The 17,458-nt window shown below is 57.4% G+C and carries 13 protein-coding genes; 3 read left to right on the forward strand and 10 right to left on the reverse strand.

The window, feature by feature from the left end:
- Nucleotides 1-457 precede the first annotated feature (457 nt).
- Complete coding sequence (locus RB2501_RS00100; protein WP_012813603.1) at nt 458-2,326, reverse strand: DUF885 domain-containing protein; 1,869 nt, start codon at nt 2,324-2,326, stop codon at nt 458-460.
- Nucleotides 2,327-2,464: 138 nt separating this feature from the next.
- Entirely contained in the window at nt 2,465-3,307 is an 843-nt protein-coding gene (locus tag RB2501_RS00105) for a DUF6503 family protein (RefSeq protein WP_012813604.1), read from the reverse strand.
- Nucleotides 3,308-3,447: 140 nt separating this feature from the next.
- Here RB2501_RS00105 and RB2501_RS00110 point away from each other — a divergent pair, with 140 nt between their 5' ends.
- The 3 genes from RB2501_RS00110 to RB2501_RS00120 all read left to right on the forward strand — a co-directional run bounded on the left by RB2501_RS00110 (nt 3,448) and on the right by RB2501_RS00120 (nt 5,783).
- Nucleotides 3,448-4,092, forward strand: coding sequence for a SanA/YdcF family protein (locus tag RB2501_RS00110; protein ID WP_012813605.1), 645 nt, complete (start codon nt 3,448-3,450; stop codon nt 4,090-4,092).
- Between the two features lie 80 nt (nt 4,093-4,172).
- On the forward strand, nt 4,173-5,423 hold the full coding sequence (locus RB2501_RS00115; protein ID WP_012813606.1) for an NRAMP family divalent metal transporter: 1,251 nt from the start codon (nt 4,173-4,175) through the stop codon (nt 5,421-5,423).
- Between the two features lie 168 nt (nt 5,424-5,591).
- Complete coding sequence (locus tag RB2501_RS00120) at nt 5,592-5,783, forward strand: hypothetical protein (protein ID WP_012813607.1); 192 nt, start codon at nt 5,592-5,594, stop codon at nt 5,781-5,783.
- Nucleotide 5,784: 1 nt separating this feature from the next.
- On the opposite strand, the gene RB2501_RS00125 is transcribed toward RB2501_RS00120, so the two are convergent.
- The 8 genes from RB2501_RS00125 to RB2501_RS00160 form a co-directional block, all read right to left on the reverse strand.
- Nucleotides 5,785-7,710, reverse strand: a complete 1,926-nt coding sequence (locus RB2501_RS00125) for an OmpA family protein (protein WP_041327343.1) — start codon at nt 7,708-7,710, stop codon at nt 5,785-5,787.
- Nucleotides 7,711-7,719: 9 nt separating this feature from the next.
- A complete protein-coding gene (locus RB2501_RS00130; RefSeq protein WP_012813609.1) occupies nt 7,720-8,715 on the reverse strand; it encodes a PorP/SprF family type IX secretion system membrane protein in 996 nt (331 codons plus the stop codon).
- A 1-nt stretch (nt 8,716) separates the two neighbouring features.
- A complete protein-coding gene (locus RB2501_RS15665; RefSeq protein WP_187289177.1) occupies nt 8,717-13,426 on the reverse strand; it encodes a Calx-beta domain-containing protein in 4,710 nt (1,569 codons plus the stop codon).
- Between the two features lie 145 nt (nt 13,427-13,571).
- Complete coding sequence (gene fabD, locus RB2501_RS00140; RefSeq protein ID WP_012813611.1) at nt 13,572-14,459, reverse strand: ACP S-malonyltransferase; 888 nt, start codon at nt 14,457-14,459, stop codon at nt 13,572-13,574.
- 158 nt (nt 14,460-14,617) lie between these two features.
- Nucleotides 14,618-15,163 (reverse strand): cupin domain-containing protein, encoded by a 546-nt coding sequence (locus RB2501_RS00145; RefSeq protein ID WP_012813612.1) that lies wholly within the window; start codon nt 15,161-15,163, stop codon nt 14,618-14,620.
- A gap of 84 nt (nt 15,164-15,247) precedes the next feature.
- Complete coding sequence (locus RB2501_RS00150; protein WP_012813613.1) at nt 15,248-16,072, reverse strand: helix-turn-helix domain-containing protein; 825 nt, start codon at nt 16,070-16,072, stop codon at nt 15,248-15,250.
- Nucleotides 16,073-16,145: 73 nt separating this feature from the next.
- Entirely contained in the window at nt 16,146-16,676 is a 531-nt protein-coding gene (locus RB2501_RS00155) for a gamma carbonic anhydrase family protein (protein ID WP_012813614.1), read from the reverse strand.
- Between the two features lie 53 nt (nt 16,677-16,729).
- Entirely contained in the window at nt 16,730-17,458 is a 729-nt protein-coding gene (locus RB2501_RS00160; protein ID WP_012813615.1) for a LytR/AlgR family response regulator transcription factor, read from the reverse strand.

The following is a 17,458-nucleotide window of genomic DNA, read 5'->3' on the forward strand; positions in this document are numbered from 1 at the left end:
AGCCGGCGCTGAAAGCGCTGGCTTTTTGGTTTTAACGCCGAGCCAAGCTTGCTTGAGCGAGAGCGGGAAAACCAAAACGCCAACGCCTGCGGAGCAGGCGGGCTTTTCTTCTTTCAACACGTTCGGGCGGGACTCGCGAGGCTTTGCCGAGCAATTCCCGCATGAAGCAAGTTGAAGGCTTTCGGGCGGGACTCGCGAAGTTCCGAAGGAACGAGCAATTCCCGCATGAAGCAAGACGAAGGCTTTCGGGCGGGACTCGCGAAGTTCCGAAGGAACGAGCAATTCCCGCATGAAGCAAGACGAAGGCTTTTGGGCGGGACTCGCGAGGCTTTGCCGAGCAATTCCCGCATGAAGCAAGACGAAGGCTTTCGGGCGGGACTCGCGAGGCTTTGCCGAGCAATTCCCGCAAGAAGCAAGACGAAGGCTTTTGGGGCGGGACTCACCGAGCCGCCACTCCCTACCCCTCCTTAATCGGCGGGGTGGCCGCCTTGGTTTCCCGAATCCATTCATTCACGCGACGCTCAAGGAGTTCAAGCGGCATAGCGCCCCCACCCAGGATCGTATCGTGGAAGGCGCGGATATCAAACTGGTCGCCGAGTTCCGTTTCGGCCTTTTGGCGTAATTCCTGGATTTTCAGCATCCCGATCTTGTAGGCAGTAGCCTGCCCGGGCATCACCATATAGCGCTGTACTTCCGCCTTGATGGCCCCGGGTGCAATCGAAGAGTTTTCCTCAAAATACCGGATGCCGTCGGCCTCGGTCCAGCCCTTGGAGTGCAGGCCGGTATCCACCACCAGGCGGATGGCCCGCCAGATTTCGTTTACCAACCGGCCAAAATCGTAATAGGGGTTCTCATAGCCGCCCATTTCCCCAGCCAGGCTCTCCGAATACAGGCCCCAACCTTCGCTGTAGGCCGTAAAACCGGCCTGGGTGCGGAACTTGGGCACGGATTCCAGCTCCTGGGCGATGGATATTTGCATGTGGTGCCCGGGGACGCCTTCGTGGTAGGCCACCCCTTCCATGGTGGACTTGGGCATGGCCGTCATATCCGACAGGTGGGCGTAGTACGTGCCGTTTCGGGAACCGTCCGGGGTGCCCGGGTAATAGTGTTGCGGGGCGCCGTCCTGCTCGCGGAAGGTCTCCACGCGCTTTACGTCCAGGCCCGCCTTGGGCAGGATTCCAAAATAGTCCGGCAGCTTGGCGTACATGGCATCCAGGTAGGCGGTAGATTCGTCCAGGTAAGCCTGCCGGCCTTCATCGTTATTCGGGAAGAAAAACTGCTCGTCCGTGTTGACGAATTCAAAGAATGCCTTTAAATCTCCCTCAAACCCGACCTCTTCCATGATGGCCCGCATCTCTTCCTGGATCCGGGCTACCTCGTCCAGGCCAATCTGATGCACCTCGTCGGCGGTCAGGTCGGTAGTGGTCGATGCCTTCAGCCGGTGGTTGTAGTACGCCTCACCGTTCGGATGGCGGCTCACGCCGGTGGGGCTTTCCGGTGCATTCGGCATCTCGGCCTCCAACCAGGCCACCAAATCGCGGTACGCCGGTTCAAAGGAGGTTGTCAGAGCTTCCGCTGCTGCCTGGCCCAGGGAATCGGCCTGCTCCTGGGTAATTTCCCCTTTCTCCTGCAAGGCGGCGATTTTCCGTTCCATATCGGCCAGTAGCGGAGCACTGTCGCCCGAATCCGTAAAAGGCTTCCCCTCCAGCAGGGCCCGGGTTTGTTTCAATACGGTTTCAAATGCGAATTTCGGCGGCAGGATCCCGTCGGCTGCCTGTTCCCGGGCCCTGGCAGTTAGTTGCTCCATGGCACGTCCCAATTCCCCTACCCGGGAAATATAAGCCTCCATATCCGGCAGGCTGTCCACCCGGTGGAAGTTGATCAGAAAATTCGGAAGGGTGGTATGCATGCCGCGCATCTGGTCGAACACGTAATTCATCCCCCAGAAAGGTTCGCCCGCTTTCTCCATTTCGTACTGGTAGATCCAGAGGTCGTAGGAGGTCCTGTCCGTTTCGTCCAGGCTTTCGTAATCAAATTTCGAGCGGAGTTCCTCCACGGTGGCCTCCTTCCAGGCCAGATGTTCCGCCTGGGCCTCCAGGCTCATGTCGTCTATCTGGTCGTAGAGTTCCTTGCGGCCCATGACGGTGAGCTGCAACGGGCTCATCATGAGTTCCTCTTCGAATTTTTCGTCAAACCAGGCGTTCAGGGCTTCTTTCTGGTCGGGCGCCGATTCGGTTTCCTCCCCGCAGGAGACGAGGAGCACAAAAGCAAAGAGCACGGCCGTCAGGCGCAGTGGATATTCGGTGGGCAGTATACGGGAAAGCATGTCCAGGATTTTAGGTTATTTCCCCGAGAATGTAGATTGAAAAAGGCAGGAATGCAAATAATATTTCTGCATGCCCCTGAACGGTATGCCAATACGGACAAACGGGCGTTGTCCCGCCGGTTCTGTCCGTCAGCTATCCTATTCCTCCTTTTTAAAAAACTCCGCCCCTTCGGGCTTCTCATAGTACCCTTCCGGGCGGGCTGTTTCCTCCAGGGCAACTTGCTCAAAGGGCACGGTATTCCGCCGATCCCCGATCTGGCGCCCCTGGTATTCGTACCAGGAAATCGAAGCGGGCAAGAGTACTCCCTCTACCGGTTGCCAGTTGTCGTAGCGGATCCACTTGACATTGTCCGAAGGCTCCCCGGTCCTGTACGTCACCGTATACCCCAGCCAGGCCATTTGCCCGGTGTCCGGGTCGTAGTGCAAATAGTATTCATCCTCCGGGGTGATCCCCACACCTTCCCCGTAGCTGATCCGGATGCCCGGGTAAGCCTTCCCCTCGAATTCCAGGTCCGGGGTGGAGCCGTAATGGATCCCGGGGTCGGCCAGAACAAAGGGCATGGCGTAGAAATAGAACATCAGGTTATGATAGAACTCCGGATTGCCCTCATAGGTGCCATCCGGATCCAGGATCCAGGTGCGTTCCCCGTCAAAGCCCATGGAATAGTCGTCCGTGTCGATGCGGTCCTCCCGGGTCTTCAGGTCGATGGTATGGGTTTCCGACAGGGTTTCTTTCGGCATCACATAGGTCAGGGTGCGTTGGGCCTTCCAGGCGTCGAGTCCGCCATGGGCTTCCAGGACGCGGCTCAGGGCTTCCGGATACCGGTTTTCGGTTGGGCCGCCCTCCCCATTTGGTATTTGCGCCTGGGTGCCTGCGTCGGCCCCCTGGGCAGCATCCGATGCGGCGGTATTGTTTTTAGACTGTTCCCCGCAGGAAGTGAGCAGGATCAAGGAAATGGCAATTAGTGCGAATGGTTTCATCAGGTGAAGGTACGGTTTGCAGATTAGAATTCGGTTCGGGGGTTTGGTCGTCCTGTTTGGCCAAACATTACATACTCTTTGAATACGTACCTTTATCCCCACCGAACTGAAAGTAAAACCGAAACGTTGCAGCTAACCCAATGCCCGGTATTATAAAGAAATGGCTCCGGCGCCTTCTGCCCGTCCTGTTGGCACCCCTGGTGCTGATTGTGGTCTGCAATGCCGTTATCGAGGTGGCGACCGCCGACCGCCTCTACTCGGACCCCGATGCCATTCCCTACTCCCGGGTGGGCCTGGTACTCGGCACGGCACGCCACCGGGCCGAAGGGGGCATGAACCCCTTTTATGAAAACCGGATCGCAGCGACCCTGGCCCTGTACCGCGCAGGTAAAATATCTTTTGTGCTCGTAAGCGGGGACAACGGGACCATCTATTACAACGAACCGGACACCATCAAGAAGGACCTGGTGGCCGGCGGGATCCCGGCAGAACGGATTTTCCTGGACTACGCGGGTTTCCGGACCCTGGACTCCATGGTACGGGCCAAGATCGTCTTTGGGCTGGACACGGTGACGGTCATCTCACAGGAATTCCACAACGAACGGGCGCTCTATATCGCCGGAAAAAAAGGCCTGTACGCCCGGGGGTTTAATGCCCGCGGAGTTGCAGGCGGAGCCGGAACCAAATTACAGGTGCGCGAATACTTTGCCCGCGTCAAGGTGTTCCTGGACCTGCTCTTCAATACGCAGCCCCGGTTTTACGGAAACCGGATAGACATTGAATAACCAGCCCATGGCAAAACGAGCCGAATTCGTACATTAGGGCCAACCGACGAAGGCGTATGAATACGCTATAAACACAAACCATGTCCCGATTCCGAACGCTGCTGAAAAACCTGGGGCCCGGCCTGCTTTTTGCCAGCATGGCCATCGGCACCTCCCACCTGGTCCTGTCCACCAAGGCAGGCGCCACCTACGGCTGGTTGATGGTCATCCCGATCCTCCTGGCCAATTTGCTGAAATATCCCTTCTTCGAATACGGTATCCGGTACACAAACGTGACGGGCCGCAGCCTCGTGGAGGGTTATTCCCGCCTGGGCCGCGGCTGGATGTGGCTCTATGCGTTTATCACCCTGGTAACCACCTTTACGATCCTCGCCGCACTCTACGTGGTTACCGCCGGGTTGCTGGCCAACCTGTTCGGGATATCTGGGGTATCCGTCTCCCTGATTGCCCTCGGGCTTTTTGCCTTTATCAGCGCAGCCCTGATTATCGGCCGCTACAGCCTGCTGGAGACCACCTTGAAATTCGTGGTGACCATCCTCTTTGCCGCCCTGCTGGTAACCACGGTGATGGTGCTATACAAAGCGCCCGTGGAAGCCGTGGAAGGATTCCGGCGTCCCCCGCTGATGGACAGCGTCGGGGTCCTCTTTCTGATCAGCCTGATCGGGTGGATGCCCACGGCGGTAGAGGCCAGCAGCTGGATCAGCCTCTGGAGCCTTGAAAAGTACAAGGGGAAACACGGGAAGCCGAGTCTGAAGGACGCCTTGCAGGAATTCAATACCGGGTATGTCACCACCGCCCTGCTGGCCGTATTTTTCCTGGTCATCGGCCACCGGACGCTCTACGGTACGGGTACGGAACTCAGCGGGAACGCCGTGGTTTTTGCAGATCAGGTGGTGCAGCTCTTTACCACGCATATCGGGGACTGGGCGTATATCTTTATCGCCGTTTCCGCCTTTGCCACCATGTTCAGCACCTGCATGACCGCCCACGATGCGATTGCGCGCGTCAGCATCGACGTGCTGGAGTACCTCCGGCCCAAGCGCAGGCAGTTTGGGAAAAGATGGCACTACGCCATGGCTATTTTGGTGCTTACCGGGGTAAATTTCATGGTACTGACGGCATTTGGCGCCAATATGGGGAACCTGGTGGCCCTGGCCACGTTTATCTCCTTTGTGATGGCCCCGTTGGTAGGGTATATGAACTTGAAAAATGTGACCGGAGGCGATATGCCGGCCACAGCCAAACCCGGGAGGGTGCTCCGGGTCCTCACCTATGCGGGCATCCTATTCCTGAGTCTTTTTGCCGCCTATTATTGCTGGCTGCTCCTTTAGTTTTACCCTGTTTGTCGCAGGGTGCTCATCTGGAGGAACAGTTACGCATCAGGCCTGGAATCCTTCCTCCCTAAGCCCTTTTACCATGGGGGATCCGGGGGTATTCGACGAACGGATTTGACATGAATGCCTGATTTGCCGATATTTGCATCTGAAAACACCAATCCTATGAAACTCTTCAGCGTTGCCCGCAAAACGCGCAACGAATTGCGATTCACCCCCCGGATGGGTCGCCTCGACACCAAAGTCACCTATATCCGCAAACACATATTCGGCATCCCGTTCCGTACGCTGCACAAATATCGCCAGACCTATTACGGGGAGGTAAAGGCGTGTACGGATTGCCAGCTCGAACGCTGATTCAGAGGCTTTCGTAATTGGTAACCACGAGCGGGTAGCGCTCGTTTTGGCGGTGCAGGATTTCCAGGCAGTAGACCCCGTCCTCACAGTGGTTTTGCAGCTGGGATTCCCCAAAGCCTTCAATCCCCTCGATACGCTCCGCATCAATGCCGTTTTCCACCAAGTAATCCCGGATGGCCTCCGCGCGCTGACGGGATAGGCTCAGGTTGGCCTGCTCGCTTCCCCTGCTATCTGTGTGGGCTTCGATCCGGATGTGCAGCCCCGGGAAATCCCTGAGGGCTTGCAGCGGCTCCTGGAGCGCTGTCCGAATTTCATCCGTAAGACGGCTGCTCCCCCTGCCAAAATAAAACTTCTCCGCTTTCAGCTCCTGCCGCTCCCGAACGGAGCGGACGACTTCATCCACGGACCTCAGCGCAATGCGCGCCGGCACGCCGCTAATGATGGAATCCTGCCCGGGACCGCCCAGGGCAGCCGAGGTATACCGGGGCTTGTCAATACTCAGGCGCATATTCTCCTGCCAGGGGATCTCAATGCGAAATGCGCCATTCTGCCGGGTATAGGTTTCCCGGACCACGCGGTCTGCCTCATCGAGCAACCGGACGCGCGCCTGCTGCACCCCGGCATCTTCAGAACTTACCACCTGCCCGCTTACCACGAGGGTTTTCAAACCGGGTTTTTGAGTGGTGGTAAACCCGTAAATATCGTCGCTGCCGCGTCCCCCGGGACGGTTGGAGGCAAAGTATCCTTCAAACCCGCCCCCGGCCGATTTGCGGAGAATAAAACCAAATTCGTCCTGTTCCGTATTGATCGCCGGGCCCAGGTTGGCCGGGATGCTATAGGTGCCGTCCCCCTGGATCTCCGCCTTGTAAATATCCATTCCCCCGAGCCCGTAGAAGACGTCTGAGGAAAAAAACAGGCTGCCGTCTACCAGAAAAGGCGCAATTTCATTTCCGGGCGTATTGATACGCGGCCCCAGGTTTACCGGGGCGGACATGATAAGCCCCTGGTTGGTGACCACGTAATAGAGGTCCGTTCCCCCGTACCCCTGCTGGAATTCGGCCGCAAAGTACAACCGGCCGGTCGCTTCCTCGTAAAACGGGTAATAAAAGGAGATGCCCGGATCCCGGAGCAGGGTCTGCAGCTGCCCGTTGCGCTTGCTGAGCACGAGTGCCAGGGAATTCTTGCCCTTTGGGTTATAGGTCAGGGCGCCATCCTCCGAATTCGAGCGCACGTAAAACACCCCCTGGAGCGATTCGCTGTAATAGGGCGTGGCCTCGTGGTATTTAAGGGGGGGAAGGGAATTCAGGGGGTTGGGGTTCCCGAGTTGTCCGCCGGATTGCAGCGCTGCTACGTAAATGTCCGTAAACGCCTCGCCGGTTGGAATATAGGTGTCCTTGCTATCCTGGGGACGGGACGAACTGAACAGGAGCCGGTCCTTGCCGTAAAAGGCCGGGGAAAAATCCGCCTGGGGGGAATTCCCGTTGGCCGGAAAGATCGTATAGGCCGTCTCGCCGGTAGCAGTATCCTCCAGCAATTCGTCGTTGAAGGAAGCGTTTTCCAGCAACTCGTCGGATAATTGGGAGCTACGCGTACTGAGGAACGCCTGCACCCGTTCTTTTTCCGAGCTCTTGGACAGGGCCTGCAACATCTTGTTAAAGTGATGGTTGGTCATCACGCTGTCCTCCCGGTAAATCCGCACATACTGGTCTGCCGCCTGCTTGTACTGGCGTTCGCGGAAATACGCTTCCGCCAGGTTGAGTGCCTGCTGAGGGGACAGATGGGATTTCCGCTTCTCTTCCAGGTATTCGGCTATGGCCGTTTTGTAATCGTACTCAAAAAATGCCTGGTCGCCCCGGGAAGCTTTTTGCGACATACCGCATACCGCCCAGAGGGTCATAAAAATCGCTATGTATGGCTTCAATTTCATGTCAGGCATTTAGAAAAACCTCGGGCTGTCGATTTGCTTGCCCTTTTTCTTGCTTTTTCCGGAGTCCGGGTCGCGGTCCGAACCGCCTCCGCTTCCAAGATAAAATTTTACGATGATTTCGTGGGTGCCGCTGTTGTAACCGCCCAGCCCGTTCGTATTGTAGTCGTAGCCGTATCCCATAAACACATTGTCGGAAATCTGGAAACCCGCCAGGCCGCTCACCGCATTGTCAAAGCGGTAGGCCGCCCCGGCCGTAACCACATCGCTGATGAGGAAATTTGCCGAAACATTGGCTGTTACCGGCGCGCCGGCCATGTAATTCACCAGGAATGCCGGCTTGAATTTAAGGTTGTCCGAGAATTCAAAGACATAGCCGCCGATAAAGTTGAACTGCAACTGGTCCGAAACAATCTGCGCCACCTCGTTGCTGTAAAGCGCATCGGTTAGGAAATTGGGCACGGACACCCCCACATACCAGAAATCCTGGTAGAGGAACAGCCCCGCCCCGATGGTCGGGTAGAATTCGTTGATGTTTTGCTGGTCCAGGATGGGTTCCCCGGGGTTCTCAAAAGTCCCCTTGCTGAAATCCGTATTGAGGAACGTCCCCCCGGCATCCAGGCCAAAGGCAAGGTATACGTCGTAGGTAAATTGCACCTGGAACGAATAGGAAAAATCCACAAAGGTCTGAGAGGTGGGGCCCAACTGGTCATTCACCGCATTGAAGCCCAGCCCGTGCTTCCGGTTCCCCAGCGGCACATTGGCACCAAAGCGAATAGTGCGGGGCGCCCCCGGGATATCGATCCACTGGGCGCGGTAGAGCAGGGACAGGTCCGGGCGCTCCACACTGCCCACATAGGCGGGGTTAAAGCTCCCGATATTGTACATATATTGGGTGTAGAGCGGCTCCCGCTGCGCGTGGGCAACGGATGCCCCTGCCAGCAACAGCACAAGCGCGCCGAGGACGCGACAGGTATTCCAGATGGATCGGGTAGGTTGCTTCTGCATATTATCGAATCAGTTGGATCCAGCCCTTTTGGGTTACCTGAACCGGTTCCGGGTTGATCGAAGTGGTATAGGTATAGGTTAGAATATAGAAATACGTGCCTTCCGGGGCCTGCTGATTTTTGTGGTTACCATCCCAGATCACCGGGGACGTCTGGTTTATCGCCTCGTGGACGAATTGTCCGTACCGGTTGAATATCTGGATGGAATACGCGCTGATGGTCTGCGTCACGCCCGGATCTTCGCTGTCCCGGTTCAGCTGGATGGTCAAAAAGTCGTTGGTCCCGTCCCCGTTTGGCGAGAACTGGTTGAAAAGGGGCGTTCCTTCATTCCTTTCGCTCACCACCACCAGGACGTCATCGGCATTGTTCGAATCGTCTGCGTCGGCCGCCGGGCTGAGGATCCGAGCCGTATTCGTAAACTGCGTGGCCAGCCGGACATACCCCGGGATGCTCAATTCGGCGGTGGCCCCCGGGCTCAGCGTGCCAATATTCCAAATCCCGGAATCCCGGTTGAAACTTCCCTGGGTCGGTATGGGGGTAAGCACCTCAAAGCCCGTATCCGCCTGTTCGGGTAAAATATCTTCCACGAGGATGTCCGCCACCGGGTCCTCCGAGTTATTCGTAACGATGATGACAAACCGGATGCGGTCATCCACCACCGGGGCAATGCGTTCGCCGCTGAAAACGCCATTCGGCGTAATCTGCGCGGATTTCTGCAAGGATAAATCCGCATCCTCCGGAAGCACAATCTCCACAGTTACCGTACTCGTATCGTTATCCGGGTTGCCGTCAAATGGGGTGGAGGCCAGCAACTCCGCGGTATTTGTGTAGTCCCCGGCGGGTTGGACGGTTGCGGTTATTTCAAGGGTCTCAACGGACTCCGCGGCGATCAGGTCTACGGTCCAGATTCCCGTTTGCGGATCGTAGGCGCCGGCACTGGCTGTGGATTCCACAAACTGGAACCCGGTTTCCAGCAAGTCGCCCACCTGGATATCCTCCACCTCGATAACGCTCAGGTTGCTGAGGGTAATCGTAAAGGTGACATCCTGGCCAATCACGGCCTGGGGATTATTGACCGTCTTGGACACCGACAGGTCCACGTCGCAATTCCCGGCATCCGCATTCGGGATACACGGATTGTTATTGGCCGGGTCCTGCTGGTCATTCACCCCGTCCTGATCGGCATCGGCCGTATTGGAATCAAGGGCATCGATAATTCCGTCCCCGTCCTCGTCGAGCGGGTTGTCCGTATCCGGGCCTACCTCGGTCCCGTCCCCGATCCCGTCATTGTCGGTATCCGTCTCGTTGGGGTCCGTCCCCAGATCGGCCTCCACGCCGTCCAGCAAGCCGTCCCCGTCCGTATCCACGTCGCAGGTGGTTACCACGATGTCAATCACCACGGTTTCCTCCGTACAGGGTGCTTCGGCGACATTCGTGGTATAGCGGAAGGAATAGGTGCCAACCGGCAGGCCTTCAAAATCCACCAGGTTACCGGGTTCGATAGACAGCTGTCCCCCGGATGGATCGGTTTCCACCGTCCAGTTCCCCGGGTCCGCACCGGTTAGCCGATCGTCCAGGTCCCGGATGGTAGGGCCAAATTCCGCGACGCTACAGGCCGACCCGTTCGTGGCCGTCCCCGTGGTTACCAGAGGGGAAACCAGGGCAGTGACTTCTTCCCGGGGTGAACTGCAACCATTGGCAAAGGCCTCCACATAGAACGTCGTGGTCTCGGAGAGGCTCGGTGTGAAGTTCGGGCCGGTAAAGACCAGGGTGCCGCCGGCAGGGGCATCGTACCAGTTCAGGTCCGGGTTGTTCCCGGAGCCTCCCGGGATGCTGCCCGCGGCCGTAAGGGTTACCGTACCCGGCCCGCATCGCTCATCCCCGGAAAAACTGTCGATTACCGGGGTGGAATTCCTCACGATGGTGATGGTGAATAACGGACTGGCGCAATTGTTGGCCGAGTCGTAATAAAAAGCGTAATAGGTCCCGGCTACCGGGTTGTCGATTTGCTGTTGGTTCAGGTGGTTGGAAACCACGAGCGGATCCGGGTTCTGGCTGAAGGTCAGCACCGTGTTCGTCGGCGGGTTGCTGACGACAAAATCGGTCAGGGGCGGGATGATATCCCCCGTACAGAAGGTGGTATCCTCGTCGGAGGCTGGTTCAGGGGCCACATCGCCCGCATCGCACTGGTCGTCGTTCTGGATGGTCCCTACCCCCGTAACGTCCCCCGGCTCCGCATTGTCGATATTGTTGATCTCTACCGAAAACGTCTCCGCCGGTTCCAGATCCGTATCCCCGTTGACCGTGACGCTGATGGTCGTGCTGGTTTCGCCTGCGGCGATGCTCCCGCTCCCGTTGCTGACGCTGACATAGTCTTCCCCAGGGGTTGCCGGGTTGGCCCCGCTCGGAAACGTGTCGTATTCAAAGTCGATCTGCTGCAGGGCCACGGCCCCGTCGTCGACAGTCACGGTAAAAATGAAATTTGTGGTCCCGGAATTCCCTTCATTCTGGGTGACGTCCCCGATACTGATGCGGTTCACATCGTCATTCAGGATGGTCCCGGTTCCCGTGCCCTGGGCGATAAACCCGCCCTGGGGGTTGCTGAGCACCACGGTAAATGTCTCGTTCTGCTCGGCCTTCTCGTCCCCAAGGACCGTTACGGGGATATTCACGCTCGACTGGCCGGCGGGCAACGTCCCGCCGATATTGGTCAGCCCCTGGTAGTCCCCGTCGGCCACGGTGGCCGTCCCGTCCTGGGTGCTATAACTGAAGTCGATGTCCTGCAGCGCATTGCCGCCCCCGGAAATACTCACCTGGAAGGTAAAAGTGATATTGCCCGAATCTCCTTCATCCCTCGATACGTTGTTGATTACCAGCCCCTGCTGGTCGTCGTTCTGGATGGTCCCCACTCCGACGTCGTTTGCTCCAATAACCGCCCCGGCCGAAGGCTGGTCGATTTCCACATCGAAAGTTTCATCGGGTTCCGCCTGGTCATCTGCCACCACGCTTACCGGAACCACAACGCTGTTCTGTCCTGCCGGGATTGTAAACGTCTGGTTCTGGATCCGGGCGTAATCGGAGGGTTCGGCGGCAGAATCATCCCTGGTATTCACCCGGAAGCTCAGGTCCTGCAGCGCATTACCGCCACCGACAATGGAGACGGAGAAATTAAAGGCCGTGGTGCCGCCGCCCGACCCCTCGGCCTGGCTTACATTGTTAATTTGAAGTTCCTGGTTATCGTCGTTCAGGATCGTATAGGTAGTGGACGTCGTGGACCCGAGGGTGGCGTCGCCGGTGGGGGCACTCAGGCCCAGGACGATGGTTTCCGAAGGTTCCGGCGTAGCGTCGTTGACGATTGAAAGCGTGGGGATCGGGATATCCGTGGCCGTTGTCCCGTCGTACACCCCTGCGGGGATGTTCACCACCTGGGGGGAGGAAAAGTTGTAATCGATTCCCCCGCCGTTGGCCGTACCGCCCGTGGCCGTTACCGTAACCGTGGTCGCCGCGGTCACCGTCCCGGTCACAAAGAGGGTGGGCAGGTTGGCCCCTGTATTTTCGTTTCCTGAAGAGGAAGGCGCGGAGAAATTAACAACCACCGTATCGTCGTCCAAAATAGTCCCGGTAGCCGACGAAGGCGTCCCGAGGCTTACCCCGTTGGTGGGCCCTGAAAGGGTAACGGTAAAGTTCTCATCCGCCTCCACAATGGCGTCGTTGTTCAGCGGCACGCTGATAGTTTCCGTCTCCCCGGCCGTCCCGGCAAAAGTCACCGTCCCGGCCGAACTGTCGTAATCCGTCCCGCCCCCGGTAGCGGTTCCATCCGTAAAGGAATAACTGACCGTTGTCCCCCCCTGCACGGCGTTGTCCAGGGTCACGGTGAATTCCAAGGGGCCCGTTCCCTCCCCTTCCGAGGCATCGGCAATACTCACGGAGGCCGCATCGTCGTTCTGTATGGTCCCGGTTGCCGTCGGGGTGGCCCCTGTCCTCCCGTTACTGACATTGCTGATGGTGCCGGTAAAATTTTCATCGGGTTCCAGGGTGGTGTCGCCGTTGACCGAAACGGTCACAGTGGTGCTATTGGAGCCTTGTAAAATCGTCCCGCCGCCCCCGCTGACCGCCGTATAGTCGCCGCTCCCCGCGGTTGCCGTACCGTCGGCAGTATCAAAACTAAATCCGATATCCTCAAATGCCGCACCCCCGCCGTCGACACTAACCGTAAAACTAAAACTGGTATTGCCCGCATTGCCCTCGGCCTGGGAAAGGTTGGAAATACTGATGGCCTGGTCGTCGTCCAGGATGGTACCAATGGCTGTATCGTCCGAGATGGTTCCGGCACTCGGATTACTGATCACAACGGTAAAGGTTTCAGAAGGTTCCGGAACCAAATCCGGAGTTATCGGAATACTGATGGTTGTATTGTTGGGGATAAATGCGATACTGCCAGTGCCCCCGGAGACACCGGTGAAATCGGAACCATCGATAGCAGTACCGGAGAAGGTATCATACTGAAAGGTAACACTCGTAAATGCAACTGAGTTGTTAACAGTAAATACCAGATTGGTCCCACCGCCACTTCCTTCTACCACCTGCGCATCGCTGATGGACAGGTTCTGCCCAATGGCGCTGACACCTGTAAATAACATGAATGCCGCCCACAGGAAGTTCCTGCCAGGCAACCGGAAGGCGGGGGACATATCGGGAAGACGTATATTCATAGCGTCCGCTTGCGTTAAGCGTCTGGTGTTCAGGCTACAGCCCATGGCTGCAGGGGCTTTAAGGTTGGGGACCAATATTACTAAAAAAAGGGGTGCCCCCCCAATTTAGCGGTCGAAATAACCCATTTTCGGGTTGAATACGACCTCAGCCCGGAAGTTGGGCGGATTCAGCCGCAACACCGGACTCGATCTTTTTGACCAGGCCCTGCAGGACCTTGCCCGGGCCTACCTCGATAAATTCGGTGGCCCCGTCGGCCACCATTTGCCGTACACTCTGGGTCCACCGTACCGGGGCCGTCAGCTGGGCAATCAGGTTGTGCCGGATGGCATCGATGTCGGTGACCGCAGACGCGGTGACATTCTGGTAGATCGGACAGGAAGGTTCAGAGAATTTGGCCTTGGTGATGGCTTGTGCAAGCTCTTCCCGTGCCGGCTCCATCAAGGGGGAGTGGAAGGCACCTCCCACCGGCAGGATCAGGGCACGGCGGGCCCCGGCTTCCTTGAGCTGCTCACAGGCAGCCTCCACGGCCGCGACTTCGCCGGAAATCACCAGCTGTCCGGGGCAGTTGTAGTTGGCTGCCACCACAGTGCCGTCCACCCTGGCGCATACCTCCTCCACGACTGCATCTTCCAGCCCGAGGACCGCGGCCATCGTACTCTGCTGGGCCTCGCAGGCCTTCTGCATGGCCCGGGCGCGCTGGGAAACCAGTTTCAACCCCTCTTCAAAAGACAGCGTGTTATTGGCAACCAGGGCAGAAAATTCCCCGAGGGAATGCCCGGCTACCATGTCGGGGGCAAAGGAATCCCCGAGTACGCGGCTGAGGATGACCGAATGCAGGAAAATTGCAGGTTGGGTGACCTCGGTTTTCTTCAGGTCCTCCGCCGACCCGTTGAACATCACCTCGGTGATTGAAAACCCGAGTATATCATTGGCTTGTTCAAAAAGTACCTGGGCCTGGGGGAACTTGTCGTAAAGGTCTTTACCCATTCCGGAAAACTGGGCGCCCTGCCCGGGAAATACATATGCTTTCATAATACTGGCTGTTCAGTTGCCACAAATGTAAGCATTTTTCATACCCCGCTTTGCCGGCCCGCCACTTCGGGCCGCCGGGAATTTTCCTGCCGGAGCCAGTTATAGCAGGCGCCTGCCGAAGCCGGGTTTAGCGTGCGACATCCAGGGTCGCTAGGCCGTCAGACGAAGCGTATCCCCTGTTTCGCGCAGATTTCGGCCACCTTCGCCAGGTCGGGCGGGCCTTCCGGCAATGCGGCCAGCTCGTAGAACATGTCTTCGATCCCGGACGGGAAGGCACTGGTGATCATTTTGGCCTTCGCGGTACCCACCACTTTCCAGGCATGCGGGATATTCCGGGGGGCAAAGGCCATATCCCCCGCCTTCAGGACGCTTACCTCCCCGTCTACCATAATCTCGACTTCCCCTTGGACTACCCGGAAAATCTCATCTTCCCGGGTGTGGATATGGGGCGGGATTCCAGCCCCGGGCGGGACATTGTCCACCCATTCCGTGATCTGGCCTCCGGTATCGGCACCAACCAGTTTGTGGGTTTGGATGTCCCCGATAACATTGTGCACGTTTCCGTCGGCATCCCGCACCAGTTTCGGTTCCAGCTCGTTGCCGGAGGCCATAAAGGCACGGGTACGCGCCGCCACTCCGCTTACGGGAACCAGGGCCATCCCCAGGCCCGCCCCGGCGGTTTTCATAAATTTTTTGCGATTCATCTTGATTGCTTTTTGGCAAGTTACCCAGCGGAAGCCTGGCAAATCCTTGAAAATCGCGGTAAAACCCCCGGCATATCCGAAGTATTAGCTCCTGCGGATCATCGTAGGGGTCATCCCGGTGTGTTTTTTCAGGAAAAAGCCGAAATAATCCGGGGAGGAGAAACCGAGTTCATAGGAGATTTCCTTGATGGCTTTATCGGAGAATTTCAATAAATGGCGGGAGCGCATAATGCGTTGTTCGTCAATCAGGCTCTTGGCATTTACCCCGAGGACTTCGTTGACGCATTCGTTCAGGTATTTATCGCTGATGTTGAGCAGGTCGGCGTAATCCCGGACTTCGTGGCAGGTTTCGAAACGCTGGTAAATCAGTTTCTTGAACCGAAGGACGATGTTTTTTTTGGAATTCCTTTCGGCCGCTACCGACCGCACATTGCACTGGCCGTCCAGATAGATAAAAAACGTGTTCAGCAGGGATAAGATGGCCTCGTCCCGGTGGTTCAGGTGCGAACCGGCCAGTTCGTCGAGCATCTCCAGCAAATCCTGGATGCGGCGGGCAATGCCGGGTGCCGGGTTTACCCGGGGAATCTCGTTCCCGGCCAGCAGCCGGACCTCGTTCATATGGAGCCGGCTCATGCGCGGGTCGTTCATTAACCGGTAGGGGATATAGAGTACGTATCCCGGGTTGGTATTGCCCGCGCCAGGGTCCAGGCACCAGTGGGTGGAATCGCTTAAGAAAAACAGCGAATTTCCCACCGATTCCTCGAGGTATTCCCCGATGCGCAGGCTGGGGATTTCATCCTGAATCCAGCAAACGGCATAGTACCCTTCTTCCGGGCCCAGGTTTTTTCTCCCGGAAATCGGCACGATCCGGACGGAAGATGTATTTGCGATAACGGATTCGGATTTCATAACGCAGTACGGTTGGCAGGGCCTAACAGGGCGGCCCGCAGGTCCAAGATAACAAAACCCGGGGAACCCACCCCTAGTCTTCCGGGCTTCCTTCCCGGAACCAACCGGAATAGCGGGTATAAGCCTTTGCGATCCGTTCGATCTCCCCGGTGCGCAGTTCCGGGCGAACCTCCCCGATTTTCCGGGCCGGGACCCCGGCGTAGATGGACCCCTCCGGGATCACCGTGCCCTGGGGGACCACGGCTCCGGCCGCTATGATACTGTAAGACCCCACATCGCAATGGTCCATCAGGATACTGCCCATACCGACGAGAACATTATCCCGAACGGTACATCCGTGGACAATCGCATTGTGACCGATGGATACGTTATTCCCGATGCGCGTGGCTGCTTTTTCAAAGGTGCAGTGGATGACCGCCCCATCCTGCACGTTTACCTGGTCGCCCATCCGGATGGAATTCACATCCCCGCGGACCACCGCGTGGAACCAGACGCTGCAACGGTCTCCCATCTCCACATCTCCAACAACCACGGCCGTCTCGGCCAGGAAGCAATCCGCCCCGAATACTGGGGCCTTTCCCCTTACAGGTTTTACAAGACTCATAGTGTTGATTTATCCCGGGAAAATCTGTACCCGGGGTCTGCCCGAATTTACGCTTATTCAAAAAAACTGAGCAATTGTTTCTTTCGGGAGGGCGCCACAGCTACTTCTTTCCCGGAAGACAGCACCACGCTCCCCCCCTTCCCCTTCCGGTAACGGACAATTTCCGCCACGTTCACCAAATAGGATTTATGCACCCGGGCAAACGCGTGTTCCCGGAGGGTTTCCTCAAAATATTTCAGGGTTTTGCTCACCAGGATCTTTCCGCTTTTGAGATAGATTTCCGTGTAATTGTCATCCGCCTGGCAATACAGGATATCCGCAACCTCCAGGACCTGGAATCCGTCGAGCTGGGGGATGGTAATCTTGCCGGACACCGCCTGTACCCCTTGTAACACCCGGTTGTCCAGGCGTTCTTCCCGGCTTTTGATATCGCGCACATAATCCACAGCGGCCACCAGGGCATCGATGGATATCGGCTTCATCAGGTAATAGGCTGCGTGGCTGTTGAGCGCATCCATGGCGTATTGCTGGTAGGCGGTTACGAAGACGGTTTCAAAACTGCGTTCCGGGAGTTGTTCCAGCAGGTCAAAAGCATTGCCAAAGGGCATCTCCACATCCAGGAAAACCAGGTCCGGCTTTTTGGAGCGGATAAGCTCCAGGCCGGCCTCAATGTTGGCGCCTTCGCCCAGCACTTCCACATTTTCACAATATTTGCCCAGATAGGCCCGCAGTATTTCGCGGCTCTGCGCCTCGTCGTCGATCAGTACGGCCCGTAATTCCAT

The sequence above is a fragment of the Robiginitalea biformata HTCC2501 genome (assembly GCF_000024125.1).
GTDB lineage: Bacteria > Bacteroidota > Bacteroidia > Flavobacteriales > Flavobacteriaceae > Robiginitalea > Robiginitalea biformata.

Coding starts and splice junctions, on each gene's coding strand:
- RB2501_RS00100 (WP_012813603.1), bottom strand. CDS start 2,326: ATGCTTTCCCGTATACTGCCCACCGAATATCCACTGCGCCTGACGGCC.
- RB2501_RS00105 (WP_012813604.1), bottom strand. CDS start 3,307: ATGAAACCATTCGCACTAATTGCCATTTCCTTGATCCTGCTCACTTCC.
- RB2501_RS00110 (WP_012813605.1), top strand. CDS start 3,448: ATGCCCGGTATTATAAAGAAATGGCTCCGGCGCCTTCTGCCCGTCCTG.
- RB2501_RS00115 (WP_012813606.1), top strand. CDS start 4,173: ATGTCCCGATTCCGAACGCTGCTGAAAAACCTGGGGCCCGGCCTGCTT.
- RB2501_RS00120 (WP_012813607.1), top strand. CDS start 5,592: ATGAAACTCTTCAGCGTTGCCCGCAAAACGCGCAACGAATTGCGATTC.
- RB2501_RS00125 (WP_041327343.1), bottom strand. CDS start 7,710: ATGAAATTGAAGCCATACATAGCGATTTTTATGACCCTCTGGGCGGTA.
- RB2501_RS00130 (WP_012813609.1), bottom strand. CDS start 8,715: ATGCAGAAGCAACCTACCCGATCCATCTGGAATACCTGTCGCGTCCTC.
- RB2501_RS15665 (WP_187289177.1), bottom strand. CDS start 13,426: ATGAATATACGTCTTCCCGATATGTCCCCCGCCTTCCGGTTGCCTGGC.
- fabD (WP_012813611.1), bottom strand. CDS start 14,459: ATGAAAGCATATGTATTTCCCGGGCAGGGCGCCCAGTTTTCCGGAATG.
- RB2501_RS00145 (WP_012813612.1), bottom strand. CDS start 15,163: ATGAATCGCAAAAAATTTATGAAAACCGCCGGGGCGGGCCTGGGGATG.
- RB2501_RS00150 (WP_012813613.1), bottom strand. CDS start 16,072: ATGAAATCCGAATCCGTTATCGCAAATACATCTTCCGTCCGGATCGTG.
- RB2501_RS00155 (WP_012813614.1), bottom strand. CDS start 16,676: ATGAGTCTTGTAAAACCTGTAAGGGGAAAGGCCCCAGTATTCGGGGCG.
- RB2501_RS00160 (WP_012813615.1), bottom strand. CDS start 17,458: ATGGAATTACGGGCCGTACTGATCGACGACGAGGCGCAGAGCCGCGAA.